12 protein-coding genes are annotated in these 12163 nt (G+C 63.4%); all 12 read left to right on the top strand.

Annotation, left to right across the window (positions count from 1 at the left end):
* A partial coding sequence (locus tag ACREC7_RS13050) for a complex I subunit 1/NuoH family protein (RefSeq protein ID WP_431556125.1) occupies positions 1 to 731 on the top strand: 731 nt, incomplete at its 5' end.
* Positions 732 to 744: 13 nt separating this feature from the next.
* Positions 745 to 1236, top strand: coding sequence for an NADH-quinone oxidoreductase subunit NuoI (nuoI, locus tag ACREC7_RS13045; protein WP_431556124.1), 492 nt, complete (start codon positions 745 to 747; stop codon positions 1234 to 1236).
* 30 nt (positions 1237 to 1266) lie between these two features.
* Entirely contained in the window at positions 1267 to 1878 is a 612-nt protein-coding gene (locus tag ACREC7_RS13040; RefSeq protein WP_431556123.1) for an NADH-quinone oxidoreductase subunit J, read from the top strand.
* Positions 1875 to 2183, top strand: a complete 309-nt coding sequence (nuoK, locus tag ACREC7_RS13035) for an NADH-quinone oxidoreductase subunit NuoK (protein ID WP_431556122.1) — start codon at positions 1875 to 1877, stop codon at positions 2181 to 2183. Before ACREC7_RS13040 ends, nuoK begins: the two co-directional genes overlap by 4 nt.
* A gap of 10 nt (positions 2184 to 2193) precedes the next feature.
* Positions 2194 to 4119: an NADH-quinone oxidoreductase subunit L gene (gene nuoL, locus ACREC7_RS13030; RefSeq protein WP_431556121.1), complete on the top strand. Its 1926-nt coding sequence runs from the start codon at positions 2194 to 2196 to the stop codon at positions 4117 to 4119.
* Positions 4116 to 5630 carry an NADH-quinone oxidoreductase subunit M gene (locus tag ACREC7_RS13025; protein WP_431556120.1) on the top strand — a complete coding sequence of 505 codons (1515 nt, stop codon included), beginning with the start codon at positions 4116 to 4118 and terminating at the stop codon, positions 5628 to 5630. The genes nuoL and ACREC7_RS13025 overlap by 4 nt, the downstream gene beginning before the upstream one ends.
* Before the next feature lie 9 nt (positions 5631 to 5639).
* Complete coding sequence (gene nuoN / locus ACREC7_RS13020; protein ID WP_431556119.1) at positions 5640 to 7070, top strand: NADH-quinone oxidoreductase subunit NuoN; 1431 nt, start codon at positions 5640 to 5642, stop codon at positions 7068 to 7070.
* Between the two features lie 65 nt (positions 7071 to 7135).
* Positions 7136 to 7849, top strand: a complete 714-nt coding sequence (locus ACREC7_RS13015; protein WP_431556118.1) for a biotin--[acetyl-CoA-carboxylase] ligase — start codon at positions 7136 to 7138, stop codon at positions 7847 to 7849.
* Between the two features lie 26 nt (positions 7850 to 7875).
* Complete coding sequence (locus ACREC7_RS13010; protein ID WP_431556117.1) at positions 7876 to 9561, top strand: ribonuclease J; 1686 nt, start codon at positions 7876 to 7878, stop codon at positions 9559 to 9561.
* A 187-nt stretch (positions 9562 to 9748) separates the two neighbouring features.
* Entirely contained in the window at positions 9749 to 10153 is a 405-nt protein-coding gene (gene mce / locus ACREC7_RS13005; RefSeq protein ID WP_431556116.1) for a methylmalonyl-CoA epimerase, read from the top strand.
* Positions 10154 to 10156: 3 nt separating this feature from the next.
* The gene (locus ACREC7_RS13000) at positions 10157 to 10432 is read left to right on the top strand and encodes a DUF1467 family protein (RefSeq protein WP_431556115.1); all 276 of its coding nucleotides are present in this window, start codon (positions 10157 to 10159) and stop codon (positions 10430 to 10432) included.
* A 564-nt stretch (positions 10433 to 10996) separates the two neighbouring features.
* On the top strand, positions 10997 to 12163 hold a 1167-nt coding region (proS, locus tag ACREC7_RS12995; protein ID WP_431556114.1), incomplete at its 3' end, for a proline--tRNA ligase.

The following is a 12163-nucleotide window of genomic DNA, read 5'->3' as shown; positions in this document are numbered from 1 at the left end:
CCTGGGCGGTCATTCCGGTGGCCGATGGCTGGGCCGTCGCCGACATCAATGTCGGCATTCTCTACATCTTCGCCATCTCGTCCTTGCAGGTCTACGGCGTGATCATGGCCGGCTGGGCCTCCAACTCCAAATACGCGTTCCTCGCGGCGCTCCGCTCGGCGGCGCAGATGGTCTCCTACGAAGTCTCGATCGGCTTCGTCATCATCACCGTGCTGCTCTGCGCCGGCTCGCTCAACCTCAACGATATCGTCAAGGCGCAAGACAGCGTCTTCGGCATCTTCGGCTGGTACTGGCTGCCGCTGCTTCCGATGTTCGTGGTGTTTTTCGTCTCGGCACTAGCCGAAACCAATCGCCCGCCCTTCGACCTGCTCGAGGCCGAGTCGGAGCTCGTGGCGGGCTTCATGGTCGAATATTCCTCCACCCCCTATATGCTGTTCATGTTGGGGGAATACGTTGCCATCGTGCTGATGTGCGGCCTTGGCACGGTGCTTTTCCTGGGCGGCTGGCTGCCGCTCTTTCCGGTGCCGCCCTTCACCTGGATTCCAGGTGTGATATGGTTCGTCGGGAAGGTTTGCTTCCTGTTCTTCCTGATCGCCATGGTCAAGGCCATGGTGCCCCGTTACCGCTACGACCAGCTGATGCGGCTCGGGTGGAAGGTCTTCCTGCCATTGTCGCTCGGCATGGTCGTGATCGTAGCGGCCGCGCTTCGGCTTTGGCAGCAGGGGACATGAGAGGAGACGAGTCGTGAAGCGCTTTGCCGGCACCGCCAAAGCCTTGTTGCTCACCGAGTTCGTCTCGGCCTTCTGGCTCGCCATGAAATATTTCGTGCGGCCCAAGGCGACCATAAACTATCCCTTCGAGCGCGGGCCGATCTCGCCGAGATTCCGCGGCGAGCATGCGCTGCGCCGCTATCCCAACGGCGAGGAACGCTGCATCGCCTGCAAGCTCTGCGAGGCGATCTGCCCGGCGCAGGCCATCACCATCGAGGCCGGGCCGCGCCGTAATGACGGCACGCGCCGCACCATCCGCTACGACATCGACATGGTGAAATGCATCTATTGCGGCTTCTGCCAGGAAGCGTGCCCGGTCGACGCCATCGTCGAGGGGCCGAATTTCGAGTTCGCCACCGAGACGCGCGAGGAGCTTTACTACGACAAGGACCGGCTGCTCGCCAATGGCGACCGCTGGGAGCGCGAGATCGCCAAGAATCTGGCGCTCGACGCGCCGTATCGGTGAGGGGTTGGTGCTCGCACCTTCGGCGTCGACATGACCCTCTCCGCGCTGTTCTTCTATCTCTTCGCCGGGATGTGCGTGGCGTCGGCCTTCATGGTGATCGCCGTGAAGAACCCGGTGCATGCCGTGATCTTCCTCATCCTCGCCTTCTTCAATGCCGCCGGCCTCTTCGTGCTGCTCGGTGCTGAGTTCCTCGCCATGATCCTGATCGTCGTCTATGTCGGCGCCGTGCTCGTGCTGTTCCTGTTCGTGGTGATGATGCTCGATGTCGACTTTGCCGTGCTCAGGGCTGGCTTCCTCAAATATCTGCCGGTCGGCGCCACCATCGGCACTCTGCTTCTCGTCGAGCTGGTCCTCATTCTCGTGGCCTGGGTAACGGCGCCGGAGATCGCCGCGCAAGCGCCCACGCCGCCGGTCTCGCAAATGAGCAACACCATGGCGCTCGGGCAGATCCTCTACACCAAATACGTCTATCTGTTCGAAGCAGCCGGTCTGATCCTGCTCGTCGCCATGATCGGCGCCATCGTGCTCACTTTGCATCACAAACGCGACGTGAAGCGCCAATCGGTCGCCCGTCAGGTCGAGCGCACCCGCGAGCGCGCCGTCGAGGTGGTCGAGGTGGAAACCGGGAGGGGCCTCTCATGACCGTCGGCCTGTCCCACTACCTCACTGTCGCCGCCATCCTGTTCACGCTCGGCATTTTCGGCATCTTCCTCAATCGCAAGAACGTCATCGTCATCCTGATGAGCGTCGAGCTGATGCTGCTTGCGGTGAACCTCAATCTTGTCGCCTTTTCGTCGTTTCACCACGACCTGGTCGGCCAAATCTTTGCCCTCATCGTGCTGACCGTCGCCGCCGCCGAAGCCGCCATCGGGCTCGCCATCATCGTCGTCTATTTCCGCAACCGCGGCACCATCGATGTCGCCGAGATCGATCTTCTGAAAGGCTAACCGCGCGAAGATGTATCAGGCCATCGTCTTTCTTCCGCTGATCGGCGCCATCATTGCCGGCTTGTTCGGCAGGCTGATCGGCGCCCGCGCGAGCGAGGTGATCACTACGAGTCTCGTGCTGGTCACCATGCCTCTTTCCTGGTTCGCACTCTACCAGGTGGGCATGGAAGGCCACGAGGCGCGCATCGAGCTTTTCCGCTTCATCGATTCAGGCGCGCTGCAAGCTTCCTGGGCGCTTCGCATCGACACGCTCACCGCCGTGATGCTGGTGGTGGTGACCACGGTCTCGGGCCTCGTTCACCTCTATTCCATCGGCTACATGGAGGAAGACCCGCACCGGCCCCGCTTCTTCGCCTATCTCTCGCTGTTCACCTTCGCCATGCTGGCGCTGGTCACCGCCGACAATCTCATGCAGCTGTTCTTCGGCTGGGAGGGCGTCGGCCTGATGAGCTACCTGCTCATCGGCTTCTGGTACCACCGGCCCTCGGCCAACGCCGCCGCGATCAAGGCCTTCATCGTCAACCGCGTCGGCGATTTCGGCTTTGCGCTCGGCATCTTCGCCACCTTCACCGTTTTCAACACCGTTCAGTACGACACGATCTTTGCCTCAGCCCCCGACCAGGTCGGCAAGACCATGGAGTTCTTGGGCGCGCAGGTCGATGTGCTCACCCTGATCTGCCTCTTGCTGTTCATGGGCGCCATGGGCAAGTCGGCGCAGTTCCTGCTGCACACCTGGCTGCCTGACGCCATGGAGGGCCCCACCCCGGTCTCGGCCCTGATCCACGCCGCGACCATGGTCACGGCCGGGGTGTTCATGGTGGCGCGTCTGTCGCCGCTGTTCGAGCTTGCCCCGATTGCGCTCGGCGTCGTCACCTTCTTCGGCGCCACCACCGCCTTCTTTGCCGCCACGGTGGGCCTGGTGCAGAACGACATCAAGCGGGTGGTCGCCTATTCGACCTGCTCGCAGCTCGGCTACATGTTCGTGGCCGAGGGAGTCGGCGCCTATGGCGCCGGCATGTTTCACCTGTTTACCCATGCCTTCTTCAAGGCCCTGCTGTTTTTGGGCGCGGGCGCCGTGATCCATGCGCTGCATCACGAGCAGGACATGCGCCGCATGGGAGCCTTGCGCAAGGTTCTGCCCTTCACCTGGGCGATGATGCTGATCGGCACGCTGTCGCTGACCGGCTTTCCCTTCACCTCGGGCTTTGCCTCCAAGGACGCCATCGTCGAGGCTGCCTATGCCGCCGGAACGCCGATCGGCATGTACGGCTTTGCGCTGACGGCGATCGCGGCGCTGCTCACCTCGTTCTATTCCTGGCGGCTGATGTTCCTCACTTTCGAGGGCAAGCCGCGCGAGAAGCCTGACGTGCTGGCCCACGCTCATGAGCCGCCCTGGACCATGGGCCTGCCGCTGATCATCCTCGCGCTCGGCTCGCTGCTCGCCGGCGCCATCTTCATGCATTTCTTCATCGGCTCGGACCAGGCCGAATTCTGGCGCGGCTCGCTCGTGACCCACGGCGAGGAACATCACGAGGTGCCGATCCTGGTGATGCTGGCGCCCACGCTCGCCATGGCTGCCGGCTTCGCCGTCGCCTGGTATTTCTACATCACCAATCCGCTCGTTCCCTTCGGCCTCGCCAAGCGCTTCCGCGGGCTCTACCAGTTCCTGCTGCACGCCTGGTATTTCGACGATCTGTACGACTTCCTGTTCGTGCGTCCCGCGAAGCGGATCGGACGCTTCCTGTGGAAGACCGGCGACGGCACCATCATCGACGGCATCGGCCCTGACGGCGTTGCGGCGCGGGTGATCGACATCACCAACCGCGTCGTCCGGCTGCAGAGCGGCTACATCTACCACTATGCCTTCGTCATGCTGATCGGCGTGGCGTTGATCATCACCTATTTCATCTTTGCCGGGGGAGGGCTGCCGCGATGAGCTCCTCCTGGCCGATCCTCTCCACCGTCACCTTCCTGCCGCTGCTCGGCGCGCTCCTGATCGTCGCCTTGCGCGGTGGCGACGAAGCGGCAGACCGCAACGCTCGCTTTATCGCGCTGTGGACCACGCTCGTCACCTTCGCTCTGTCGCTGGTGCTGTGGCGCGATTACGACCAGACCACGGCACAGTTCCAGTTCGTCGAGCAGCGGGCCTGGCTCGGCGTCATCAAATTTCACATGGGCGTCGACGGCATCTCCTTGCCCTTCGTGCTCCTGACCACGCTTCTCATGCCGCTCTGCATTCTCGCCAGCTGGCAGTCGATCACCGAGCGGGTGAAGGAATACATGATCGCCTTCCTCGTGCTCGAGACGCTGATGCTCGGCGTGTTCACCAGCCTCGACCTCGTGCTGTTCTATCTGTTCTTCGAGGGCGGTCTGATCCCGATGTTCCTCATCATCGGCATCTGGGGCGGCCCGCGCCGGGTCTATGCGAGCTTCAAGTTCTTCCTCTACACGCTCGCCGGCTCGCTGCTCATGCTGCTCGCCATCATGGCGATCTATTGGGAAGCCGGCACCACCGATATCCCGACGCTGCTCACCCACGGCTTCCCGGCCTCGATGCAGACCTGGCTGTGGTTCGCCTTCCTCGCCTCCTTCGCAGTGAAGCTGCCGATGTGGCCGGTGCACACCTGGCTTCCCGACGCTCATGTCGAGGCGCCGACCGCCGGCTCCGTGATCCTTGCCGGCATTCTCCTGAAGATGGGCGGCTACGGCTTCTTGCGCTTCTCGATCCCGATGTTCCCGCTCGCCTCCGCCGAGTTCGCGCCGCTGATCTTCGCGCTGTCGGTAATCGCCATCATCTACACCTCGCTCGTGGCGCTGGCCCAGGAAGACGTGAAGAAGCTCATCGCCTATTCCTCGGTTGCTCATATGGGCTTCGTCACCATCGGCGTGTTCACTCTCACCATGCAGGGCCTGCAAGGCGGCATCTTCCAGATGCTGTCGCACGGCATCGTGTCGGGCGCGCTGTTCCTCTGTGTCGGCGTGATCTACGACCGCATGCATACCCGCGAGATCTCGGCCTATGGCGGGCTTGTCGACCGCATGCCGCTCTACGCCTTCTGCTTCATGGTGTTCACCCTTGCCAATGTCGGGCTGCCCGGCACGAGCGGCTTCGTCGGCGAGTTCCTGAGCCTGCTCGGCGCCTTCCGTATCAACACTTGGGTTGCGTTTCTCGCCACCACCGGCATCATTCTTTCGGCGGCCTATGCGCTCTGGCTCTATGGCCGCATCATTTTCGGCAAGCTCGAGAAGCCGGCGCTGAAATACATCACCGATTTGACCTGGCGCGAGGTGGCGGTGATGAGCCCGCTCGTGGTGCTCACCATTTTCTTCGGCTTCTATCCGGGACCGATCCTCGATGCGAGTGCGGTCTCGGTTGAAGCGCTGATCAAGAACTACCACACCGCACTCGCTGCGGCGGAGCAGGCGCGCGTCGCGCTCCTGCCATAGGGGGAGGCCGTGTCACCAGCCTTGCATTTGTCGCTCGCGCTGCCTGAGCTGACCTTGGCGCTCGGCGCCATGGTGTTGCTGCTCGCAGGCGTCTCGACGCGCAAGGATCAGGCCGATCTCATCCTGTGGGCCGCGGTTCTCGTCCTCGCGCTTGCCGGATTTTTCGCGTTGCGGAGTAGCGGCACGACCACCCTGTTCGGCGACAGTTTCATCGTCGACCCCTTCGCCCGCACCTTGAAGCTGCTGACGCTTACCGGCGCCGCGGTCACGCTCATCATGTCGATCGACTATTGGCGGGGGGAAGGGCGGCTAAAGTTCGAGTTCCCGGTGCTCGTGCTGCTCGCCACCACCGGCATGATGATGATGATCTCGGCCAACGATCTCATCGCGCTCTATGTCGGGCTCGAGCTGCAAAGCCTCGCCCTCTACGTGGTGGCGGCCTTCGACCGCCGCTCGGCCCGCTCGAGCGAGGCCGGCCTCAAATATTTCGTCCTCGGTGCGCTTTCCTCCGGCATGTTGCTTTACGGCGCCTCGCTGATTTATGGCTTCACCGGCTCGACGCTGTTCACCGACATCGCCGCCGCGGTGCAGCCTTCAGGCGCCAATCTCGGCTTCATCTTCGGCCTGGTCTTCCTGATGACCGGCTTCGCCTTCAAGATCTCGGCGGTCCCGTTCCACATGTGGACGCCCGACGTCTATGAAGGCGCGCCAACCCCGGTCACCGCCTTCTTCGCCGCTGCACCAAAGCTCGCCGCCATGGCGCTCACCGTGCGCACGCTGTTCGCCGCCTTCCCCTCGGTCACGCACGAATGGCAGCAGATCGTCACCTTCCTCGCCATTGCCTCGATGGCGCTCGGCTCCTTCGCGGCCATCGGCCAGCGTAACATCAAGCGGCTGATGGCCTATAGCTCGATCGGCCATATGGGCTATGCGCTTGTCGGGCTCGCTGCCGGCACGGCGGAGGGTGTGCAGGGCGTGATCGTCTATCTCGCCATCTACCTCGCCATGACGCTTGGCACCTTCGCCTGCATCCTCGCCATGCGCCGCAACGGGCGCATGGTGGAAGACATCGACCAGCTTGCGGGCCTGTCGAACACGAGCCCGATGATGGCCTTCCTGCTCGCCATGCTGCTGTTTTCGCTGGCCGGCATTCCGCCGCTCGCCGGCTTCTTCGCCAAGTTCTATGTCTTCCTCGCCGCCATCAACTCGGGCCTCTATGCGCTCGCGGTCATTGGCGTGCTGCTGAGCGTGGTCGGCGCCTATTATTATCTCCGCATCGTCAAGATCATGTATTTCGACGCCCCCGCAGAACGGTTCGAGCCCATGCCGGGACTGCTCGCCGCCGTGCTCGGTGCGAGCGGGCTGTTCATCCTGTTCTATTTCGTCTATCCGGCACCGCTGGTGAACGTCGCCGAGGCCGCCGCCAAATCCCTGTTCTGATGCCGCCTTTCGCTTCATCATTACCGAAAGTTCCCCCCGGCTACCGTCTGCTGCGGCTGGAGACGGTGGATTCGACCAACGCCGAAGCGCGCCGCCGTGCCGAAGGAGGCGAGCCTGGACCGTTATGGATCTGGTCTCTCCGGCAATCGGCCGGGCGTGGCCGCTACGGGCGGCAATGGCAGTCCCAGCACGGCAACCTGTTTGCGAGCCTGCTCATCGGGCTTGGCTGCCCGTTGAGGACGGCGGGGCAGCTCGCGCTCCTTGCCGGCGTGGTGGCCTATGACACCGCGGCAAAGTTGTTGCCGGAGGACGTCCGCCCAGAGCTTTTGCTCAAATGGCCGAACGACGTGCTGCTCAAGGGCGACAAACTCGCAGGCATGCTGCTCGAAGGCGCGAGCGAGGCTGCGCCGAACCGCACCAAGGTGGTGATCGGCACCGGTATCAATCTCGCAAGTTGCCCGGCCAACCTTGAGCAGCCGGCGACGAGCCTTGCCGCGCATGGCGGTGAGGCGACACCGGCCGCGGCCTTCGAGACGCTTGCCGCCGTCACCGATGCCTGGCTCTCCCGCTGGGCAGAGGGGGTGGCGTTCCAGACGGTGCGGCGCGCCTGGCTCGACCGGGCAGGGCCAACGGGGCGCCCCTTGCGCGTGCGCCTCCCTGGCGAGGAGGCGGAAGGAACCTATGCCGGGCTCGATTCAGGGGGTGCGCTCAGGCTCCTGATGAGCGATGGTGCCGAGCGCCGCATCGCCGCCGGCGACGTGTTTTTCGCCACCTCGTGATCAATCCCCTAGCCCTAGCTTAGAGCATGTCCCGACGTCCCGACCGACAAAGGCCCGAGTTCGTGTTCGTCCCCCTTGGCGGCGTGGGGGAAATCGGCATGAACCTCTACCTTTACGGCTATGGTCCGGCCGACGACCGTGAGTGGCTCATCGTCGATTTGGGCATCACCTTCGGCGGCGAGACCGAGCCCGGCGTGGACGTGATCCTCCCCGACATCGCCTTCCTCGAGGCCGAGCGCCCGAACCTGAAGGGCCTGCTCCTGACCCATGCCCATGAGGACCATTTCGGCGCCGTGGTCGATCTTTGGCCGAGGCTTGGCGGCGTGCCCGTCTATGCCACGCCCTTTACCGCGGCGATGCTCAAGTCGAAGCTTGGCGAGGCCAGGCGGCTCGAAGACTTTCCGCTGCACGTCGTACCGCTGGGCGACCGGCGCACCATCGGTCCGTTCGATATCGAGCTTGTCAACATGTCCCATTCGATCCCTGAGCCGTCGGCGGTGATCATCAAGACGGATCTCGGCACGGTCTTCCATACCGCCGACTGGAAACTCGATGAACATCCTTTGACCAGCGCGCCGACCGATGTCGCGCGCCTCAAGGCGCTTGGTGAGGAAGGCGTCACCGCTCTGATCTGCGATTCCACCAACGCCATCCGTGACGGCATGTCGCCGTCGGAGGCCGATGTCGCTGTCACGCTTGAGCGCTTGATCGCCGAGGCGCCGCGGCGCGTGGCGGTGACCATCTTCGCCTCGAACGTCGCCCGCATCCGCTCTGTGGCCAATGCCGCGCGCGCCTCCGGCCGCGAGCTCGTGGTGGTCGGCCGCGCCATGTACCGCGTGATCGAAGCGGCGCAAGAGACCGGCTATCTCGATGCGGACCTTCCCTTCCATGAGGAGACCGAATTCGAGAACATTCCGGCGCGGAAAGTCGTGGCGCTGTGCACCGGAAGCCAGGGCGAGGCTCGTGCCGCCATGGCGCGGATCGCGTTGGACGAGCACCCCCATGTCAGCCTCGACGCCGGCGATCGGGTGATCTTCTCCTCCCGCACCATCCCGGGCAACGAGAAGGCGGTCGGGCGCGTGCAGAACGGCCTCGCCGATCTCGGTATCGAGGTGATCACCGACGGCGACGCTTCCGTGCATGTGTCGGGGCACCCACGGCGCGGCGAGCTCGAGCAGCTCTACCGCTGGGTGCGTCCGCAGCTCGCCATCCCGATGCATGGCGAGGGCAAGCATCTTGAGGCTCATGCGCGGCTTGCCGAAAAGCTCGGCGTGCCCGAAGTGATCCGCGCGCGGAACGGGGCTATGGTGCGTCTGGCGCCGGCGCCCGCGGCGATCATCGACGATGTGCCGGTAGGGCGCCTCTATCGCGACGGCGCCATCATCACCCGCGCCGACGACGGGCAGGTGCGCGAGCGCCGCAAGCTGAGCTTTGCCGGTTCCGTGTCGGTCTCGCTGGTGCTGTCGGACAAGGGGATGCTGGTCGCCGATCCCGAGGTGGCGCTCTCCGGCATTCCCGCCACGGACGGGCAGGGCACCTCCTTCGAGACCATCGCGCGCGAGGCCGCCATCGGCACCATCGAGAGCATCCCGCGGCCGCGGCGCAAGGATCAGGCGCTCGTCAGCGAAGCTGTCCGCCGCGGGGTGCGCGCCGCCGTCAATCAGGCCTGGGGCAAGAAGCCGGTATGCTCCGTGTTGCTGACGGTGATCTAGCCCTCGTGCCGGTTGACTTCGATCGCATGACTATTATTCGCTTGTCATTGCCCGGCTTGACCGGGCAATCCAGTAACCCCGGCATTCGTGGTCATTGAATTTCTGTGCTTACTGGATTCCCGCTTTCGCGGGAATGACATTGGTGGCTTCAGGTAGAGCGCGCTCAGGAAGCCAAGAGGATTGATTGATGATCGGACGTTTGAACCACGTTGCCATTGCCGTCCCCGATCTTGCGGCGGCGACCAAGGTGTATCGCGACACCTTGGGAGCCAAAGTCTCGCCGGCGGTCGATCAACCTGAGCATGGCGTCACCACCGTGTTCATCGAGCTTCCCAACACCAAGGTCGAGCTGCTCGGCGTGCTCGGCGACAAATCTCCGATCGCGGCCTTCCTTGAGCGCAATCCCAATGGAGGGATCCACCATCTCTGCTACGAGGTGCCTGACATCGTCGAGGCGCGTGACCGGCTCATCGCCGAAGGTGCCCGCGTGCTCGGCCAGGGCGATCCCAAGATCGGCGCCCATGGCAAGCCTGTGCTCTTTCTCCATCCCAAGGATTTTTGCGGCACGCTGGTGGAGCTCGAGCAGGCGTAGGCCATGTCGCTCACCTTCGCCATCTCTACCTACCTCGTAATCTGGTGGATCGTCCTGTTCGCCATGCTGCCGATCGGCGTGCGCACCCAGGCCGAGGAAGGCGAGGTTACCCCCGGCACGGCGGAAAGCGCGCCGCACCGGCCGAGGCTGCTGCCGAAGATGCTGGCCACCACGGTGGTCGCGAGCCTGGTGTTCGCGGCGGTCTATGTGATCATCGTCCATCGCGTGATCACGCTCGACCAGATTCCCTTCCTGCCGCGCTATGAAACGGTGCACTGACCGCTAGGCCCGAGAGGCGTCCGCACAACAAAAAAAGCAAGGTCAACCGACCTTGCTTTCTTTGCTGTCCAATACTCCTTATCCCACCGGCCTAAACGAGGCTCGCCGTCATTCTTGACCGTCGAGTGTTGCTGGCTGGATGAGCGGCTGCGCCTGCTTTACTGCTTATCAGCGCGCCTGGAGCTACTTCCTCCCAAGACTTGGACCTGGTCCAATCTCAACGCGTGACTCCGAGATCGATACCGGTCCCGCCTCATCACGTTGTGACACGGACACTAGCAAGACCGCGCCAAATTGTCACCATGATTGTGACTGAACCGAACAAATTCGTGCCTTCACCCCAGTTTGGCGTAGGCAGATCGCCTCAAAATTGGTCACTCCGGGGAATTCGTGGCGCTTCCGCCACGCACTGTCTCCCGCTCGAACCGGTAAGCGGCCGAGACGATTCGCACGCTCTGGTGGAGAGCACGGGCCGCTCCTCCCGCGATTGCTAACCCGCGCCAAAGTAAGCTATAGCCGCGAAACGGTTTCGCCCGCCTCTACAAGCCACGAGCACGGCTCCTCATGCGCCTCAGCCGCTATTTCCTGCCCCTGTTGCGCGACGACCCGAAAGAAGCCGAGATCGTCTCCCACAAGCTGATGCTGCGCGCGGGCCTCGTCCGCCAATCCAGCGCCGGCATCTATTCCTGGCTGCCGCTGGGTTACCGGATATTGAGCAAGATCGAGAGGATCGTGCGCGAGGAGCAGGACCGCGCTGGCGCCCTGGAATTGCTAATGCCGACCATTCAGCCGGCCGAGATCTGGCGCGAGAGCGGCCGCTACGAGGTCTATGGCAAGGAGATGCTGCGCATCAGCGACCGCCATGAGCGGGAAATGCTTTACGGGCCCACCAATGAGGAGCTGATCACTCAGATTTTTCGCGACGGCGTGAAGTCCTACAAGGAGTTCCCGCGCATCCTCTATCACATCCAGTGGAAATTCCGCGACGAGATCAGGCCGCGCTTCGGCGTGATGCGCGGGCGCGAGTTCCTGATGAAGGATTCCTACTCCTTCGATCTCACGCTCGAGGACGCGCGCATTTCCTACAACAAGATGTTCGTCTCTTACTTGCGCACCTTCAACCGCATGGGCCTGAAATCCATACCCATGGCCGCCGAATCCGGCCCGATCGGTGGCGACAGCCATGAATTCATCATCCTCGCCGATACCGGCGAGAGCGAGGTCTATTGCCACCGCGATCTCGTCAAGCTCGAGCCGCCGGGTGCCGACCTCGACTACGACAGCGATCTTGCGCCGATTATCCAGTCCTGGACCGGCAAATACGCGGCCACCAGCGAGAAGCACGATGCCGCCCGTTTTGCCAAGGAAGTGCCTGAAGCCGACCGCGTCACCGCCCGCGGCATCGAGGTCGGCCATATTTTCTTCTTCGGCACCAAGTACTCCGAACCCATGGGATGCAAGGTTCAGGGCCCCGATGGGGGGTTGGTAACGGTGCAGATGGGCTCCTACGGCATCGGCGTGTCGCGGCTGGTCGGCGCCATCATCGAGGCGTCGCATGACGACGCCGGCATTATCTGGCCGGCGAGTGTGGCGCCGTTCGACGTCGGCCTGATCAACGTCAAGAGCGGCGACGCGGAGACCGACAGGGTCTGCGAGGATCTCTACTTGAAGCTCCAGGCAGCTGGTTTGAGCGTGCTCTACGACGACCGCGACGACCGGCCTGGCGCCAAA

Source organism: Methyloceanibacter sp. (assembly GCF_050728395.1).
Lineage (GTDB): Bacteria > Pseudomonadota > Alphaproteobacteria > Rhizobiales > Methyloligellaceae > Methyloceanibacter.
The sequence above is the reverse complement of the archived record's forward strand: the minus strand, read 5'-3'. Positions and strand labels throughout refer to the sequence as shown.

What these genes read in the sequence shown, in the direction of transcription:
- ACREC7_RS13040 (WP_431556123.1), top strand. Translation starts at nt 1,267, where the DNA reads ATGACCCTCTCCGCGCTGTTCTTCTATCTCTTCGCCGGGATGTGCGTG.
- nuoK (WP_431556122.1), top strand. Translation starts at nt 1,875, where the DNA reads ATGACCGTCGGCCTGTCCCACTACCTCACTGTCGCCGCCATCCTGTTC.
- nuoL (WP_431556121.1), top strand. Translation starts at nt 2,194, where the DNA reads ATGTATCAGGCCATCGTCTTTCTTCCGCTGATCGGCGCCATCATTGCC.
- ACREC7_RS13025 (WP_431556120.1), top strand. Translation starts at nt 4,116, where the DNA reads ATGAGCTCCTCCTGGCCGATCCTCTCCACCGTCACCTTCCTGCCGCTG.
- ACREC7_RS13010 (WP_431556117.1), top strand. Translation starts at nt 7,876, where the DNA reads ATGTCCCGACGTCCCGACCGACAAAGGCCCGAGTTCGTGTTCGTCCCC.
- mce (WP_431556116.1), top strand. Translation starts at nt 9,749, where the DNA reads ATGATCGGACGTTTGAACCACGTTGCCATTGCCGTCCCCGATCTTGCG.
- ACREC7_RS13000 (WP_431556115.1), top strand. Translation starts at nt 10,157, where the DNA reads ATGTCGCTCACCTTCGCCATCTCTACCTACCTCGTAATCTGGTGGATC.